At 68.3% G+C, this 15,712-nt stretch carries 15 protein-coding genes; 14 read left to right on the plus strand and 1 reads right to left on the minus strand.

The genetic code is table 11. The features are described 5' to 3' along the window. The first annotated feature begins 56 nt into the window (after positions 1 to 56). Genes KBZ13_RS03350 through cbbX form a run of 11 tightly spaced genes read left to right on the plus strand, consistent with a single transcriptional unit; the run spans position 57 to position 11,555 of the window. Entirely contained in the window at positions 57 to 2,429 is a 2,373-nt protein-coding gene (locus KBZ13_RS03350) for a CsoS2 family carboxysome shell protein (RefSeq protein WP_255006233.1), read from the plus strand. Between the two features lie 32 nt (positions 2,430 to 2,461). Continuing rightward, on the plus strand, positions 2,462 to 3,982 hold the full coding sequence (locus KBZ13_RS03355; protein ID WP_255006243.1) for a carboxysome shell carbonic anhydrase: 1,521 nt from the start codon (positions 2,462 to 2,464) through the stop codon (positions 3,980 to 3,982). 1 nt (position 3,983) lies between these two features. Continuing rightward, the gene (locus KBZ13_RS03360; protein WP_255006245.1) at positions 3,984 to 4,307 is read left to right on the plus strand and encodes a carboxysome peptide A; all 324 of its coding nucleotides are present in this window, start codon (positions 3,984 to 3,986) and stop codon (positions 4,305 to 4,307) included. After that, complete coding sequence (locus tag KBZ13_RS03365; protein WP_255006247.1) at positions 4,307 to 4,558, plus strand: carboxysome peptide B; 252 nt, start codon at positions 4,307 to 4,309, stop codon at positions 4,556 to 4,558. The genes KBZ13_RS03360 and KBZ13_RS03365 overlap by 1 nt, the downstream gene beginning before the upstream one ends. A gap of 39 nt (positions 4,559 to 4,597) precedes the next feature. After that, positions 4,598 to 5,239, plus strand: coding sequence for a BMC domain-containing protein (locus KBZ13_RS15705; protein WP_315859594.1), 642 nt, complete (start codon positions 4,598 to 4,600; stop codon positions 5,237 to 5,239). 5 nt (positions 5,240 to 5,244) lie between these two features. Beyond that, complete coding sequence (locus KBZ13_RS03375; RefSeq protein WP_255006249.1) at positions 5,245 to 5,712, plus strand: ferritin-like domain-containing protein; 468 nt, start codon at positions 5,245 to 5,247, stop codon at positions 5,710 to 5,712. Positions 5,713 to 5,740: 28 nt separating this feature from the next. After that, positions 5,741 to 7,597 carry an NAD(P)H-quinone oxidoreductase subunit F gene (locus KBZ13_RS03380; protein ID WP_255006251.1) on the plus strand — a complete coding sequence of 619 codons (1,857 nt, stop codon included), beginning with the start codon at positions 5,741 to 5,743 and terminating at the stop codon, positions 7,595 to 7,597. A gap of 10 nt (positions 7,598 to 7,607) precedes the next feature. Continuing rightward, positions 7,608 to 9,149, plus strand: a complete 1,542-nt coding sequence (locus KBZ13_RS03385) for an NADH-quinone oxidoreductase subunit M (RefSeq protein WP_255006253.1) — start codon at positions 7,608 to 7,610, stop codon at positions 9,147 to 9,149. Continuing rightward, on the plus strand, positions 9,149 to 10,288 hold the full coding sequence (locus tag KBZ13_RS03390; protein WP_255006255.1) for a CO2 hydration protein: 1,140 nt from the start codon (positions 9,149 to 9,151) through the stop codon (positions 10,286 to 10,288). Before KBZ13_RS03385 ends, KBZ13_RS03390 begins: the two co-directional genes overlap by 1 nt. A 51-nt stretch (positions 10,289 to 10,339) precedes the next feature. Beyond that, on the plus strand, positions 10,340 to 10,597 hold the full coding sequence (locus tag KBZ13_RS03395; RefSeq protein WP_255006267.1) for a 4a-hydroxytetrahydrobiopterin dehydratase: 258 nt from the start codon (positions 10,340 to 10,342) through the stop codon (positions 10,595 to 10,597). Then, positions 10,581 to 11,555 (plus strand): CbbX protein, encoded by a 975-nt coding sequence (cbbX, locus tag KBZ13_RS03400; protein WP_255006269.1) that lies wholly within the window; start codon positions 10,581 to 10,583, stop codon positions 11,553 to 11,555. Before KBZ13_RS03395 ends, cbbX begins: the two co-directional genes overlap by 17 nt. 33 nt (positions 11,556 to 11,588) lie before the next feature. On the opposite strand, the gene dnaA is transcribed toward cbbX, so the two are convergent. Then, positions 11,589 to 13,019, minus strand: coding sequence for a chromosomal replication initiator protein DnaA (gene dnaA / locus KBZ13_RS03405; protein WP_255006279.1), 1,431 nt, complete (start codon positions 13,017 to 13,019; stop codon positions 11,589 to 11,591). A gap of 95 nt (positions 13,020 to 13,114) precedes the next feature. Between dnaA and KBZ13_RS03410 the strand changes: the two genes are divergently transcribed. Genes KBZ13_RS03410 through KBZ13_RS03420 form a run of 3 tightly spaced genes read left to right on the plus strand, consistent with a single transcriptional unit; the run spans position 13,115 to position 15,706 of the window. Continuing rightward, complete coding sequence (locus KBZ13_RS03410; protein ID WP_255006280.1) at positions 13,115 to 14,296, plus strand: trypsin-like peptidase domain-containing protein; 1,182 nt, start codon at positions 13,115 to 13,117, stop codon at positions 14,294 to 14,296. Between the two features lies 1 nt (position 14,297). Next, the gene (locus KBZ13_RS03415; protein ID WP_255006282.1) at positions 14,298 to 14,945 is read left to right on the plus strand and encodes a TIGR04282 family arsenosugar biosynthesis glycosyltransferase; all 648 of its coding nucleotides are present in this window, start codon (positions 14,298 to 14,300) and stop codon (positions 14,943 to 14,945) included. Beyond that, positions 14,933 to 15,706 carry a TIGR04283 family arsenosugar biosynthesis glycosyltransferase gene (locus KBZ13_RS03420; protein WP_255006284.1) on the plus strand — a complete coding sequence of 258 codons (774 nt, stop codon included), beginning with the start codon at positions 14,933 to 14,935 and terminating at the stop codon, positions 15,704 to 15,706. Before KBZ13_RS03415 ends, KBZ13_RS03420 begins: the two co-directional genes overlap by 13 nt. Positions 15,707 to 15,712 lie beyond the last annotated feature (6 nt).

Here is a 15,712-nt window from a genome sequence, read left to right on the forward strand (position 1 = left end):
TCGCTGAAACGACCCCCGGAGTTGGAGCAACCACGACTTTTCTTCATCGGGCGGATATGGCAACTCAATCCAGTCGCGAAGCGGCCCTTGCTCGCCGGTTGGCGCTCTCCAACTCCGGCAAGAGCGCCGAAAAGCGTTTCTCCAGCAGCCCCGACCGGGTACGCAGTGGCTCGGAAACCCGGGCGAGCCGGACCCAGGCGGCCGCCGCGGTCGCTCCCCAACCCGCTGCCCAGGCCAGCCCTCCGCCCAACGCCGCTCCCCGGGCAAGGGCCTGGAGCGATGCCCCGAGAACCATCAAGCGCAGCCCGCTCTCCAACCCCAGCCGTGACCTGGCCCTGGCACGCCGAGAGGCCCTGAGCAAGAAAGGAAAACGCGCCGACAGGAGCCTTGATCGCACCCGCAGCGAGCAGGCCAGGGCCGCCAAGCCCCCTGCGGCTGCCCCTGTCCAGCAGAAGGCCAGCGCGCCCCAGGACAGCCTCTTCCAAGATCGCTCCGCGACGGTTCCAAGCCGCACCACCAGCCCCAGCCGTTCCTCGGGCAAGCGGGCCCTGTCCCAGCACAACCCCAGCCGAGCCCTTGTGCTGGCACGACGGGACGCTCTCTCGAAACATGGCAAGTCAGCCAACACCGGCACGGTGAGCGGCGGGGCCGCCATGCGTCAGGCCAATCCCGAGATGAACAGCCGGGAACTGTCCCACCGCATCCGCGACCTCAGGAGCAAGACCGGCGCCTCGGCGATCGCCCGCAACACCGGTGGCAGTTGCCGTCCCTGCGGCCCTCGCCGCGGCAAGAACCCCGAGGCAACGGCCGCCCCCGCCCAGGACGCCCCCTGGAAGGTGGGCGCGAGCGAAACCGGTCGCGGTCAGGTGGTGACCGGCACCCAGGCCAACCGCTCCGAGAAGACCACCGGCAACGAAGCCAGCACCTGCCGCACGATCACCGGTACCGAATACCTCGGCGCCGAAATCTTCCGCAGCTTCTGCCAGAGCGATCCAGCCCCCAACCAGCCCGCCAAGGTGCGCATCAGCGCCACCAGCCACGGCAACCGGGTCACCGGCAATGAGGTGGGGCGCTCGGAAAAGGTCACCGGCGATGAGCCCGGCACCTGCAAGACCGTCACCGGCACCGAATACCTCTCCCCCAACCAGGCCGCCACCTGGTGCGGCAGCAAGACCGCGAGCAACCCCTCCCCCCGGAAGGTGGGAGTGGCCCAGACCGTGGGAGGGCGCAAGGTCTCCGGCGTACTCGTCGGCCGATCCGAGCGGGTCACCGGTGATGAGCACGGAGCCGGGATTCAACCCACAGGCACCCAGTACGTCAGCAACGACTCGCTCGCCACGCCGGGCCAGGCCCCTGCCAAGGTTGGCGAGGCCCTGACCCTGAGAGGTACGGGTGTCACCGGCACCCTGGTCGGTCGCTCCGACAAGGTCACGGGGAATGAGCCCGGCACCTGCAAGCTCGTGACCGGCGACGAGTACATCGGCAGCCAGCAGTACGACCACTACTGCGGCAGCCAGCCCGCACCGGAAGCCGCCAAGGTGGGCTTCAGCATCACCAACAAGGCCCAGGTGGTCTCGGGTACCCGCACCGGACGTTCCGCCAGCGTCACCGGCGATGAAGCCGGCACCTGCAAGTCGGTCACCGGCACCCCCTACGCCGGCCTGGATCAGGCGGGCGACTGGTGCAGCAGTGACGATCTGCGCGCCATCCGCCAACGCACCCCGGCCCGTGCCGGCACCCCCGGGGCCCGCATGAGCGGCATCCAGCCGGGGATCGGTGGGGTCATGACCGGCGCAGCCAAGGGAGCCTGTGAAAGCATCACCGGCACCCCCTACATCGGTGGCGACCAGTTCGCCTCAGCCTGCGGCACAGCTGCGGCCGCCCTGGCCGCCCAGGAACCGGATTTCCCCCAACCACTGGACACCCCGGCCGCCTGGCAGCGATTCAGCGTGCAGTCCCCCGCCCAGGCGGCCCATCACAACCAGCAACGGAGCAGCTCCGTCACCGGCACCCGCTACGAAACCAGCGCGAAGATCACCGGCCCTTTTGATCTGGCCGGTGACACTGTCACCGGCACCGAACAGTTCCGCTTTGATCGTCGCCCCAGCACCATCGAGGCCAGCCCAAGCCACGCCCCGGTGAGCGTCGATGAGGATGTGCGCCCTGTGTCGCGCGTCACCGGTGAAGGCATCTCGGCCGGCTTGAAGATCACCGGCGACGACTGGGATCGCGGTGAACGGGTCACGGGTACCGAAGGGGTCTCCGCACGCCGTCGCAACCCCACCCGCATCGGTTCGATGGCGGCGATGGCGCCCCATCAGCGCAAGCGCAACGAGGATCTGCCCCGCCCCACCAGCCCGGTCACCGGATCCAGCGGCAACTACGACCAGGGTTCGTTGATCACCGTCTCCGGAGGCGCCCGAGGTTGATGCCACGTCGCCCTGCGACAGCCCCACGGCCCATGGCCCCCACGGCGCCCCGCCGCAGGCCCACGCCACTGGGGCCAGAGGCCCTCGCTCGAGAGTCGATCGTCGCCAAAGCGGTCAGCGACCCATCCTTCGCCGCCCCCGCCAGAGCCTGGCGGGGGAGCCTCCATCCGCTCAGCGACGGGCGGAGCAATGCCCTGCTGCAGTCCTACGAGGCACGGGTGCAGACCGCCTTTGAGCGCATCGTTCCAGTGCTCAAGGAGATCTCCGCCCTGCAGCACGAGAGCGATTTCGTCGCCCTGGCCCAGCGACTGGCCCAGGCGAGCCTCGGCTTTCCGTTGCCGGTCCAGATTCTGGAGAAGGCCTGGGTCAGCCAGCTGGACATGCGCACCCTGTTCGCCTGGTGCGTGTTCGAGACCTACCGCTCCGTGAGCGATGGTTTCTTCGCTGACGATCCCCTCCATGGCCGTGATGGCACGGCATTCAACGCCGAGCTGATCGCCGATGGCTTTCACCTGCTGGACATCACCCCCTGCTCCGACGGTCGCCTGGCCCACGCCATCGCCTACGTCCTGCGTCTGCCCTTCAGCTCCGTGCGGCGCCGTTCCCATGCCGGAGCGATGTTCGATGTGGAAAACACGGTGGACCGCTGGGTGAAGACCGAGCACCTGCGTTTCCGCGAAGCACGTCCCAATGGGGCCCACGAACCCACCCACTACCTGAAGGTGGTGCTCTATCACTTCAGTTCCCGCGACCCTCACCACGAGGGCTGTGCGGCCCACGGCAGCGACGACAGCGCCGCCGCCGCCTCGGGCCTGCGGCGCCTCAACGATTTCCGTGAGGCGGTCGAGAACAGTTTCTGCTGCGGGGCCTCGGTGGATCTGCTGCTGATCGGCCTGGACACCGACACCGATGCGATCCGGGTTCACGTGCCCAGCCTCGATGGCCACACCGATCTGACCAACTGGCTCGATGCCCGCAGCGTCTACGACGACACCGCAAAGCTCGGGGCCCAGGAGGGTCGTCAACGGATCCTCACGCTGGTGGAGCAGGCGGCAGCGGGTCCGAGTGATCCCGGCATGGTGCGGCTGATCGCCAGGTTGCTCGAGAACAACCTCTCCCAGATCGACTACGTGCGCCAGTACCACGGCGGCAGCTACGGCCAGGCGGGTCATGCCGAACGCTTCATCGGCGTGGGCATCGGTTTCAAGGAAATCCACCTGCGCAACCTCACCTACTTCGCCTACATGGACACCGTGGAGGAGGGGGCACCAGACCTGGATGTGGGGGTGAAGATCTTCCGCGGCCTCAACGTCTCGCGGGGGTTGCCGATCCCGGTGGTGATTCGCTTTGACTACCACGGCAGCGTGCCCGGGGCCCGGGATCGGGCCATCGGCCACTGCCAACGGGTGCGTTCCGCCATCGAGTCGCGCTACGAGACGCTCTGCCACGACGGGCTGCTGCACACCCTGTTGACGGTGCGCGACCGGGACCGTCACAGCCCGGCGGAGACCGTCGGCTCATCGATCTCCTTCGACGCCGAGGAGGTCCACTGACATGCTGATCTGCCAGGTTCTCAAACCGCTCGTCTCCACCAACCGCATCCCAGGCTTCGAGCACAAGCATCTGCAGGTGGTGCTCGATGGCAGCACCCAGAAAGTGGCGGTCGACGCCGTGGGCTGCATCCCCGGCGACTGGGTCATCTGCGTGGGCAGCTCGGCGGCCAGGGAGGCAGCCGGCAGCAAGTCGTACCCCAGTGATCTGACCATCGTCGGGATCATCGACCACTGGAATCCCGACGCCGGCAAAGCGGAGCCCAAGACCACCTCCACCGCTACCCCAACCTCCGTCGATGGGCCCGAGGGCGGGGGGGGGCGCTGATGGAAATCATGCAGGTCACCGGCTCGATCACGTGCACCCAGCGGGTCGACGGGCTTGGCCACATGAACCTGCGCGTCCTGCGCAACACCAAGGGCAAGGAAAGCGTGGCGGTGGACCAGGTGGGCGCCTCCCCCGGGAACTGGGTGTTCACCGCCAGTGGTTCCGCCGCCCGCTTTGCCTGCACCAATCCCGAGACCCTGACGGATCTCACCATCGCCGGCATCATCGACCACTGGACCCCGGACGGCTGAAGGCGTTTTCCCTGAATCATTCCCCACCGCTTCACCGTCATGGCCACCCCCCGCTCCCGCCCCAGCAGCTCCCGAAAAGCGATCACCCCCCCCGCCGGCGGCCCCAAAGCCCTGCCGGCGGCGGCCGAGCCAGCCCCTGCAAAAGCGGCTGCCGAGGCCAAGCCCGCTGTGCCCACCGTTGCCTTGGCCAAAGCCGTCCCCGTCGCAGCAGCGGCGGCAGCGGCCACCCCAGCGGCCCGGACCACCAGCGCCAAGGCCGCGCCCGCCCGCAGCACTCCTGCCCGGGCCTCCACCGCCCGCTCGGGCAGCGGCGCGGGCTCAGGCGGCAGCTCCACCCCCAACCGTCCCTCCTCCTCCCCCACCCCCCTTCCCATGGCTCCCTCCCATCAAGGCATCGCCCTCGGTCTGATCGAAACCCGCGGTCTGGTGCCTGCCATTGAGGCCGCCGACGCCATGACCAAGGCCGCCGAAGTCACCCTGGTGGCGCGAGAATTCGTGGGTGGTGGCTACGTCACCGTGATGGTGCGCGGTGAAACCGGTGCCGTGAACGCCGCCGTGCGGGCCGGGGCCGATGCCTGCGAGCGCGTGGGCGACGGCCTGGTGGCGGCCCACATCATTGCCCGGCCCCACAGTGAAGTCGAGCCCGTGCTCGTTCCTACCGACGCCATCCGCCGGCTTTGATCACGATGGTCGCCGTTCACGCCAGGGTCCTGGCCTTCCTCGGCCGGGCCCTCAGTCTCGAACTCAGCGCCGTCCAGCAATACATGACCCAATCCGCCCTGGCCGAGCGATGGGGCGACCAACAGGCGGCGGAGCGCTTCCGCCTCGAAACCGTGGAGGAACTTCGGCATGCGGAGCGCCTGGTGCAGCGCATGCTCTCCCTGGGGGTTGCCCCTGCCTCCTCCCAGCTGCGGCCGGTCACCACGGCAGGCGATCTGCTGGGACTGTTACGCCAGAACGCCCAGCTCGAGGCCGCCCAGGTGGATCACTACGCTGAAGCTGTGCGCTTCTGCCAGCTGATCGGCGATCACGACAACGGGGCCTTCTTCCGCGAGCTCTGGAACGACGAGCTGCAGCACGGAGAGGACCTGGCCCAGTGGCTCGGCGAACTCGGCGGCGGGCGAGCGGGCGCCATGGATCGCGCCACCTTCTGAACCCCATGCGGGTCACCTCCACCACCCCTTGCCCCCCTCCTTGCCCCTGCCGATCCAGCTGGTCTGGCTGATTCCCCTCTACGGATTCGGCGGCATGGCTCTGTCGCTGCCGTGGGCGGCGGGGTGGTTCAAGCGCAACGGCCCACGCCCTGCGGCGTATCTGAACCTGCTGGTCACGCTGCTGGCTGTGATGCACGGCAGCTGGATCCTGCGGCAGGTGTGGCAGTACGGCCCCCAGCACCTGGAGTTCACCTGGTTCCAGGTCGCCGACCTCAACCTGCGCATCGGCTTCGACCTCTCGCTCACCAACCTGGCGGCGCTCGAGCTGGTGACGGGCATGAGCCTGCTGGGCCAGGTGTACGCCCTCGGCTACCTCGATAAGGAATGGTCGCTGGCGCGTTTCTACGCGCTGGTGGGTTTCTTTGAGGGAGCTCTGGCAGGCGTGGTGCTGAGCAGCAGCCTGTTCATGAGCTATTTCCTGCTGGAGATGCTCACCCTTTCCACCTACCTGCTGGTGGGTTTCTGGTATGCCCAGCCGCTGGTGGTCACGGCCGCTCGCGACGCCTTCCTCACCAAGCGGGTGGGTGATGTGCTGCTGCTGATGGGGATGGTGGCGCTGTCGGCCTGGGCGGGCTCGACGGAGTTCCAGGATCTCTACGTCTGGGCCGCCGAGGCTGATGCCAGCGGTGCGCTCTCACCCCTGGCCGGCACGCTGCTGGGCCTGGGGCTGATCGCCGGGCCGATGGGCAAGTGCGCCCAGTTCCCGATGCACCTCTGGCTCGATGAGGCGATGGAGGGGCCGAACCCGGCCTCGATCCTGCGCAACTCGGTGGTCGTCACCGCCGGCGCCCTGGTGCTGATGAAGGTGATGCCGCTGCTGCGCTTCTCCCCCCTGGCCACCACCGTTCTGCTGGTGGTGGGCACGATCAGCGCCGTGGCCGGCGCCCTGGTGGCGATCGCCCAGGTGGACATCAAACGGGCCTTCTCCTACTCGACGACCTCCTATCTGGGCCTGGTGTTCATCGCCATTGCCCTGCAGCAGCCGGCGATCGCGCTGCTGCTGCTGTTCACCCACGGCCTGGCCAAGGCGCTGATCTTCATGAGCGTGGGCAGCATCATCGCCACCACCAGCTGCCAGGACCTCACCGAACTGGGCGGCCTCGGCTCCCGCATGCCCGCCACCACCACCGCCTACCTGGTGGGCAGCGCCGGCCTGGTGGGCCTGCTGCCCCTGGGCTGCTTCTGGTGCTTTGGCCTGCTGGTGCAGAGCTTCGCGCAGCAGCAGCCCTTCTTCGCGGCCGTGTGCCTGCTCACCAATGGCCTCACCGCCTTCAACCTCACCCGTGTGTACCGGCACGTGTTCCTTGGCCCGCCGATGCCCAAAACCAAGCGCGCCCCGGAGGTGAACTGGCTGATGGCGTTGCCGATGGTGAGCCTCACGGTGCTGGTGGCGCTGATTCCGGCGCTGATGGCCCGCTTCGATCCGCTGCCCGGCATCGGCGCCATCCCCTGGACGGTGGCCGCCGCGGTGGCCGCCAGCGGCCTGGTGGGGATGGCCGGCGGCGCGGTGGCGCCGCTGAACAAGTTCTGGTCGAGCTCGATGATCCAGCCACTGCGGGTCCTGCAGGACCTGCTCGCCTCCGACTTCTACACCGATCGCATCTACCGGGCCACGATCGTGGCGGCGGTGGCCGGCCTGGCCAGGCTCACCGACTGGCTCGACCGCAGCCTGGTCAACGGCCTGGTGAACGGCATCGGCCGCCTCACCCTGGCCAGCGCCGAGGGGTTCAAGCTGGGGGTGAGCGGCCAGCTGCAAACCTATGTGCTCACGGTGATGGTGGCGATCGTGTTGCTGCTCACCTCGCTCCAGTGGTGGCAGGGATGAGGTGCACCCCATGCTGAGCCTGCTGCTGCTGATTCCCTTCGGTGGGGCCCTGCTGCTGGCCCTCTGGCCAGGCAACCCGGCCAAGGGGCGCATGCGCACGATCACGCTGGTGGTGCTGGGCCTGCAGCTGGCCTGGAGCCTGGTAGTGCTGGCCCGGTTCGACCCCGGCAACAGCGCCATGCAACTGCAGGAGTCGCTCCCGTGGGTGGGCAGCCTGGGGCTCAGCTACAAGCTTGGCATCGATGGCCTGTCGCTGCCGTTGGTGCTGATCAACTCCGCCCTCACGCTGGTCTCGGCGATCTGCACCCGCGACATCGACAAGCGGCCGCGTTTCTATTTCGCCCTCCTGATGGTGATCAGTGGGGCCGTGAACGGTGCCTTTCTGGCCGAGAACCTGCTGCTCTTCTTCCTCTTCTATGAGCTGGAGCTGATTCCGCTCTGGGCCCTGATCAGCATCTGGGGTGGCACCAACCGCGCCTATGCCGCCACAAAGTTCCTGATCTTCACGGCGGTTTCAGGGATGCTGATCCTGGGCGCCTTCCTCGGTCTGGCTCTGTTCACCGGCACGGTGGATTTCAGCCTCACGCCGATCACCAGTGAACAATTGTCGATGGGCAGCCAGCTGCTGTTGCTGGGGGCGCTGCTGATCGGCTTCGGCATCAAGGTGCCGCTGTTTCCCTTCCACAACTGGTTGCCCGATGCCCACACCCAGGCGTCAACGCCGGTGTCGGTGCTGCTCGCCGGCGTGCTGCTGAAACTGGGCACCTATGGCCTGCTGCGCTTCTGCCTGGGGCTGTTCCCCGAGGCCTGGGCGCAACTGGCCCCGGCTCTGGCAATCTGGGCGGCGATCTCGGTGCTGTTCGGTTCGCTGGCGGCCATCGCCCAGAAGGACATGAAACGGATGGTGGCCTATAGCTCCGTGGGCCACATGGGCTACATCCTGCTGGCCGCCGCCGCGGCGACACCCGTCGCCATGCTCGGGGCGGTGTTCCAGATGGTGAGTCACGGCCTGATCTCGGCGCTACTTTTTTTACTCGTTGGGATCGTGTACCGCAAGACCGGCACCCGGGATCTGGCGGTGCTCCATGGGCTGCTCAACCCCGAGCGGGGTTTGCCCTTCACCGGCACCTTGATGATTCTGGGGGTGATGGCCAGCGCCGGGATGCCGGGGATGGCTGGATTCATCTCCGAGTTCATGGTGTTCCGCGGCAGCATCAGCGCCTTTCCCGTGGCCACCCTGCTCTCCATGGTGGGATCGGGTCTCACGGCTGTGTACTTCCTGTTGCTGGTCAACCGGGCCTTCTTCGGCCGTCTGGCCGTGACCGCGATCACCGATCCGGTGGTCCATGGCCGGCTGGATGTGAACCTCGCCGCGGTGGCCCCCCGCGAAACGATCCCCGCCATGGCCCTGGCGATCGGGGTGGTCGGCATCGGTCTGCTGCCGGCTGGGCTTGGACGGCTCAGTGAGGCCGCCACCACGGCCATGGCGCAGTTGCCGGCCCTGGCGGCTGCCCTCCACGGTGTCGCCCTGACGAGCGGAGGCCTGGGCTGATGCCGATCATCTCGGCCGATCTGGTCCACGCCGGCGGCATGCCCAGCGCCGAGGAGCTGCAGTCGAAACTGCTGGCCGGCGCCACGCTGCTGGCGGAGAGCGCCGATCACCTGATTGAAGTGGTGGATGTGCTCAAGAGCTACGGCGAGGTGCTGGATGCCTACAGCACCAACCTGATCTTCCAGGCCGAGCAGCAGTTCCTGCTGCCGTTTCCGTTGTTCAAATACCTCGATGGCGAGAGGAGCCCGGGGAAGATCTGGCGCCACCTCAACCACGACCGGATCAATTTCGAGTACGCCGAATACTGCATGAGGGCGATGCTCTGGCACGGCACCGGCGGCCTCGATGCCTATCTCGATTCGGAGGCCTTCGCCGCAGGCTGCGCCGCGATCATCCGCCGCAAGACCCGCCGCGATCCGCTGCTGGCGCTGCTGCATCCGCTGTTTCCGGGCTTTCTGATCGAGCTGATCCGCACCGCCGCCACCACCCACGCCCTGGGCCAGTTCTGGCGGGTGATGAGCGATCTGTTCCTCGATCTGGCCCGCGCCGAAACAGACGGCCGCGTGGCCTCGATCGACGCGGTGGTGGAGTTCATCAAGGACGGCCTGGTGGCCGCCGCCGCGAACCCGATCAGCTACGGGGTGGAGGTGGCCGGAGAACAGCTGTGGGTGCTGCCGCCCGAGGCTGGCCTCACCTTCCTGGTGGATGTGGCCGTGCCCTATGTGGAGGCGGTGTTCCTGCGGGGCCTGCCGTTCCTGGGCACCGTGAGTTTCAACGCCCAGGCCCAGCAGATCTCCCCGGATCAGGCCCAGTTCGCCTATGGCGCCCTCTACGCCGATCCACTTCCCACGATGGGGGCCGGCATCCCGCCCAGCCTGCTGATGCAGGACATGTACCGCCACCTGCCGGAGCGTTTGCACGCCTGGTACCTGGAGCGCACCCGGGGCGAGGGCGACGTGCGCGTCAAGATCTGCATGAGCTTCCAGAAGTCGATGTTCTGCGTCACCAACGCGGCCATTCGGGGCACCTTCCCCCATCCGCTTACAAGCACGGCGCCGGAAGCCCAAGCCGCCAACCGGGCCTACGCCGCCGCCTGGGCCGGCCGCCTGGCGGTGGCCCGCACGGATTGCCTGGCGTGACCGCTGGCCTTGGTTGAGGCAACGAACAGCCCCTCATTTAGTTTGTATCCCATGGACCAGCCCTGGACGCCACGCCCCAAACCCGAGCAGGCCGTGCGCCTGGAGCGGCGCGTGGAATTCGCCGATTACGCCAGCAACCGCGCTTTCCTCGATCGCCTCAACGACTTCTGCGAGCAGCAGGGCCGCTACCCGGACATCAGCTTCGGCCGCACCTACGTCAACATCACCCTGCGGGCGGATGGGGAGGGCGAAGCGCTCAGCGACGCCGACCATTCCTTCGCCGCCGCCATCGATGGTCTCCTCAGCTGACCCCGGATCTGATTCCGCCCCTCAGGCGCCCAGCAGTGATGAACTTGATGACGCCACGCCGGTCAACCTCAAGGCGGCCTACGAAGGCTCCCAGGTGCATGAGGTGCTGGAGCAACTCGACAAGGAACTGATCGGCCTCAGGCCCGTGAAGACCCGCATCCGTGAAATTGCTGCCCTGCTGGTGGTGGAGCGGGCCCGCAAACAGGTGGGGCTGGCCACAGGTGCCCCTAGCCTGCACATGTCGTTCACCGGGCGGCCGGGCACCGGCAAGACCACGGTGGCCGAGCGCATGAGCCAGATCCTGCACCGCCTGGGTTACCTGCGCAAAGGCCATGTGGTCACGGCCACCCGCGATGATCTGGTCGGCCAGTACATCGGGCATACGGCTCCCAAGACCCGGGAGATGCTCAAAAAGGCGATGGGCGGCGTGCTGTTCATCGACGAGGCCTATTACCTCTACCGCCCCGAAAACGAACGCGACTACGGCGCCGAGGCGATCGAGATCCTGCTGCAGGTGATGGAGAACAACCGCGACGATCTGGTGGTGATCTTCGCCGGTTACAAGGATCGCATGGATGTGTTCTACCAGAGCAATCCCGGGCTCTCCTCAAGGGTGGCCAACCACATCGACTTCCCCGACTACAGCGCTGAGGAGTTGTTATCAATTGCCAAGCTGATTCTGGCGGCCGAGAACTACCGCTTTAGCGACGAGGCCAACATCGCCTTTGCCGACTACATCCTGCGGCGGATGCAGCTGCCGTTCTTCGCCAATGCCCGCTCGATCCGCAACGCCATCGACCGGGCCCGCATGCGCCAGGCCAACCGTCTGTTCAACCACAGTGGCGGCGGATTGACCAAGCGCGATCTGATCACAATCGAAGCCAACGACATCATCTCCAGCCGGGTGTTCCAGGGGGAGGTGGAGGGCCTCGATCCGAGCCAGCCCCTCACCGGCTGATCGGTTGGGCGGGATTGTTGCCCGCCCAACCGATCACTTGCGCTTGCGCGAATCGATCTGGAGCAGGTCGCGCACCTGCTGCACCTGGCGGGCCACGGCCGGATCACTGGCGAGCTTTTTCTCCACCTGCTCGACGGCATACATCACCGTGCTGTGGTCCTTGCCGCCGAAGGCCTCACCGATGCGCGGCAGGCTCAAATTGGTGCCCTGGCGCATCAGATACATGCCCACCTGGCGCGCCTGGCTGACGGCCCGCTTGCGGCTGCTGCTCAGCATTTCATCGACCTTCACCCCATAGACCTCGGCCACCTTGTTGAGCACCTGCTGGGGGGTGACATCCACCTCGTTGCCGGCCGGGTCGAGCATCGGCGCCACCGATTCCACCGTCATCGGCAGCCCCGTGATCGAGGCGAAGGCCACGGCGCGGGTGAGGGCCCCCTCCAGCTCGCGAATGTTGGAGGTGAAGCGACCGGCGATGTACTGGATCAGATCCCGCGGCAGGGCCATGCGCTCCTGCTCGGCCTTCTTGTGCAGAATCGCCATGCGGGTCTCCAGATCCGGCGCCTGGATGTCGGCGATCAGGCCCATGGAGAACCGTGAGATCAGTCGCTCCTGCAGCCGCGGAATCTGGCTGGGGGGCCGATCGGAGGCAATCACGATCTGGCGGCCGGCCTCGTGCAGGGCGTTGAAGGTGTGAAAGAACTCCTCCTGGGTGTACTCCTTGCCCTCGATGAATTGAATGTCGTCGACCAAAATCAGATCGGCGGCCCGGTAACGGTCGCGGAACTTCTGCATGGCGTCCTTGCGGATCGCCTGGATCAGATCGTTGGTGAAGGCCTCGGTGGAGACGTAAAAGACCTTGGCGCCTGGATCGATCTCCAGGCGGTAATGGCCGATGGCCTGCATCAGGTGCGTCTTGCCCAGCCCCACCCCGCCGCAGACGAACAGGGGATTGAATTCACGGCCGGGTGCTTCGGCCACCGCCAGGGCAGCGGCGTGGGCCATGCGGCTGTTGGGGCCGACCACAAAGCGATTGAACACGTAGCGCCGGTTGAGGCCCGGGGCCGCCCGCCTCGCCGCCTCACCCGTGGCGGCCAGCAGCGCCGCCTCACGGCCTGCCTCGAAGGCGCTCTGGCCTGGGCCCGCCTGGGACATGGCGGCACCAACCCGCAACGGCACCGCGGCCACTGGGTCGGCCAGGTCGGCAGACTCCACGGCGGGCTCGGTCTCCACCTCCACCAGCACCGGCTCACCGGCCAGCTCGGAAGCCACCTCGCCGATCATCGACAGATAGTTCTTGCGCAGCCAGCCACTGGCGAAGCTGTTGGGCGCCAGCAGCTCCAGGCGGCCATTGGCAAAGGCGGCGCACCGGGCCGGGCGAATCCAGGTTTCGAAGGTGGGCTTGCTGAGATTCGCCTGGAGAGCCTGCTGAACCCGGTGCCACAGCTCCTGACCCTGCTGCACCGTTCGCTCACCACCGAGGGCTGAATATAGGCAGAGTGGCTGGCCACGGGCGCCTTGAATGAGGCGCCTGACGACCTGACCACAAGCCCGCCTGCATGACCCCTGAACACCGCCCCGCCCCCCGCCTTCCGCGCGCCTCTGCCCTGGTCACGGGGGTGGCCACAGGCACACTCGCCGGGCTGCTGCTGGGGGGCTGTGTGGCGGGATTTCCAGGCTTGCCCGGGTTTCCTGGCCTGCCGGGCGCGCGGCGGGGAGGTGACCCGGCCCAGGTGAGCGACGCGCCGCCGCCAGCGCCGCTGCAGGCGGGCAACAACTTCATCGTCAACGCCGTCGACAAGGTGGGGCCGGCGGTGGTGCGGATCGACACAGTCAAGCGCGTGCTCAACCCGCTCGGTGGCCTGTTCGGCGGTGGCCCCTCGATCCAGCAGCAGCAGGGTCAGGGCTCGGGCTTCATCACCCGCTCCGATGGGGTGCTGCTCACCAATGCCCACGTGGTGGAGGGGGCGGGCGACGTGACGGTCACCCTGCCGGATGGCCGCAGCTTCCACGGCAAGGTGCTGGGCAGCGATCCGGTCACCGATGTGGCGGTGGTGAAGGTGGTGGCCTCGAAGTTGCCCGTGGCCCCCCTGGGGGACTCCGACAAGGTGCGACCTGGGGAGTGGGCGATCGCCATCGGCAACCCCCTGGGCCTCGACAACACGGTGACCGCCGGGATCATCAGCGCCATCGGCCGCTCCAATGCGGTGGGCGAGGGCCAGCGGGTGCCCTATCTGCAGACCGATGCGGCCGTCAACCCCGGCAACAGCGGCGGTCCACTGATCAACGACCGGGGCCAGGTGATCGGCATCAACACCGCCATCCGCCAGGCCCCGGGCGCAGGTCTGAGCTTCGCGATCCCGATCCGTCTCGCCCGTCAGATCGCCGCCCAGATCCTCGAGCGCGGCCGTGCCTCCCACCCCTACATCGGCGTGCGCCTGCAGGCGCTCAACCCGCAGCTGGCGCGGGAAATCAACGCCACCTCGGCGGAATGCAAGCTGCCCGAGGTCTACGGGGTGGTGGTGGTGGAGGTGATGGGCGGAAGCCCCGCCGCCAAGGGCGGCCTCAAAAACTGTGACCTGATCGAGCAGGTGGGCAACGAGCGGGTCAAGAGCCCCTCCGAGGTGCAGGTGGCCGTGGACCAGGGCAAGGTGGGGGCTGCCTTACCCCTGAAGGTGCGCCGGGGGGAGCAACGGCTCGACCTGCAGCTCCAGCCCGCTGAACTTCCGCGCGAAGGCTGAATTGCGCTCTGGTGAGCCCTGGAGCGCCGGCGGCAGGGCGCTGCAGCTGGTGGTGATGGCCCGCTGGCCGGCGCCGGGGCGTTGCAAGCGGCGGCTGGCGGCGGGGATCGGCGCCCAGGCCGCCGCCCGGATCCAGTGGGCGCTCACCCGCCACACCATGGCCACGGCCCATTCGGTGGCGGCGGGGGCCGGCGCCCAGCTGGTGCTGGCGGTCGACGGGCTCGGCCCGAAGGCCGCCGAGCGCTGGGGCGACGAGCTGGGGGCCGATCGGGTACGCCTGCAGGGGCCCGGCGGGCTTGGGTTGCGCCTGCAGCGCCAGCTACGCCACAGCTTCCGGGAGGGGGCCCAGGCGGTGGCCCTGATCGGCACCGACCTGCCCGGCCTCGATCGCCATGGCCTGGGGGCCGCCCTGGCCGCCCTGGCGCATCAGCCACTGGTGCTGGGGCCCGCGCTCGATGGCGGCTACTGGCTGATCGGCCTGGGGGCCCACAGCCCGAGCGTGCCGCTGCTGGCCGGCATCCCCTGGGGCACGGGCCGGGTGCTGGAGCTCACCTGCCAGGCGGCGGCGGACCAGGGGCTGGAGCCCCTGCTCCTGGGGGAACTCAGCGACCTCGATCGACCCGGGGATCTCTCGCCATGGCTGGGCTGAACCGGGCGGCGTCCGTTCAGGTGGTGATCCCTGCCCTGAACGAAGCGCTGCGCTTGCCGCTGCTGCTGGCGGACCTGGCGGCCGCCCCAGATCTGCTCCGTCGCCCGCTCGTGGTGGATGGCGGCAGCGGCGATGGCACCCCGGCGATCGCGCGCCTGGCCGGGGCCCGGGTGATCAGCAGCCCCCCCGGTCGCGGGATCCAGCTGCAGCGCGGGGCCCAGCTCGCCCTGGCGGAGCTGGATCTGGAGGCCCGGGTGCACAGCGAACGGGAAGGGGAGAGCGGGGAGCGCAGCGCCAGGCAGGGGGGTTGCTGGCTGCTGCTGCTCCATGCCGACGGGCGCCTCGGCCCGCGCTGGCAGGAGGCGCTGCAGCGGGCCCTGGCCCAGCCCCCCGCACCCTGGTGTTTCCAGCTGCGCATCGAAGGGAGCGGTCTCGGCCTGCGGCTGGTGGAGGGGGCCGTGGCCCTGCGCACCCGCCTGCTCCATCGCCCCTACGGCGACCAGGGGTTGCTGATTCCAAGTGACCTCTACCGGCGGGTGGGGGGCTACCGGCCCTGGCCGCTGATGGAGGACCTGGATCTGGTGCAACGGCTCGCCGCCCAGGGGCCCGTGCGCTGCCTGGGGGCGGAGCTGCGGGTGGATGGGCGCCGCTGGCGGCGGCAGGGGGTGGCGCGCACCGCCTGGCGAAACTGGCAGCTGCGCCGGGCCTGGCGCGGCGGGGTGAGCCTGGAACGGCTGGCGCAGAGCTACTACGGCAGCTGAGCCTGG

It is taken from the genome of Cyanobium sp. ATX 6F1 (assembly GCF_024346315.1).
In the GTDB taxonomy this organism is placed as follows: Bacteria; Cyanobacteriota; Cyanobacteriia; order PCC-6307; family Cyanobiaceae; genus ATX-6F1.

Excerpts from the sequence above, each read along its gene's own strand:
- KBZ13_RS03375 (WP_255006249.1), top strand. The coding sequence starts at position 5,245 with ATGGTCGCCGTTCACGCCAGGGTCCTGGCCTTCCTCGGCCGGGCCCTC.
- cbbX (WP_255006269.1), top strand. The coding sequence starts at position 10,581 with ATGGTCTCCTCAGCTGACCCCGGATCTGATTCCGCCCCTCAGGCGCCC.
- KBZ13_RS03385 (WP_255006253.1), top strand. The coding sequence starts at position 7,608 with ATGCTGAGCCTGCTGCTGCTGATTCCCTTCGGTGGGGCCCTGCTGCTG.
- KBZ13_RS03360 (WP_255006245.1), top strand. The coding sequence starts at position 3,984 with ATGCTGATCTGCCAGGTTCTCAAACCGCTCGTCTCCACCAACCGCATC.
- KBZ13_RS03350 (WP_255006233.1), top strand. The coding sequence starts at position 57 with ATGGCAACTCAATCCAGTCGCGAAGCGGCCCTTGCTCGCCGGTTGGCG.
- KBZ13_RS03420 (WP_255006284.1), top strand. The coding sequence starts at position 14,933 with ATGGCTGGGCTGAACCGGGCGGCGTCCGTTCAGGTGGTGATCCCTGCC.
- KBZ13_RS15705 (WP_315859594.1), top strand. The coding sequence starts at position 4,598 with ATGGCCACCCCCCGCTCCCGCCCCAGCAGCTCCCGAAAAGCGATCACC.
- KBZ13_RS03355 (WP_255006243.1), top strand. The coding sequence starts at position 2,462 with ATGGCCCCCACGGCGCCCCGCCGCAGGCCCACGCCACTGGGGCCAGAG.
- KBZ13_RS03365 (WP_255006247.1), top strand. The coding sequence starts at position 4,307 with ATGGAAATCATGCAGGTCACCGGCTCGATCACGTGCACCCAGCGGGTC.
- KBZ13_RS03395 (WP_255006267.1), top strand. The coding sequence starts at position 10,340 with ATGGACCAGCCCTGGACGCCACGCCCCAAACCCGAGCAGGCCGTGCGC.
- KBZ13_RS03410 (WP_255006280.1), top strand. The coding sequence starts at position 13,115 with ATGACCCCTGAACACCGCCCCGCCCCCCGCCTTCCGCGCGCCTCTGCC.
- KBZ13_RS03390 (WP_255006255.1), top strand. The coding sequence starts at position 9,149 with ATGCCGATCATCTCGGCCGATCTGGTCCACGCCGGCGGCATGCCCAGC.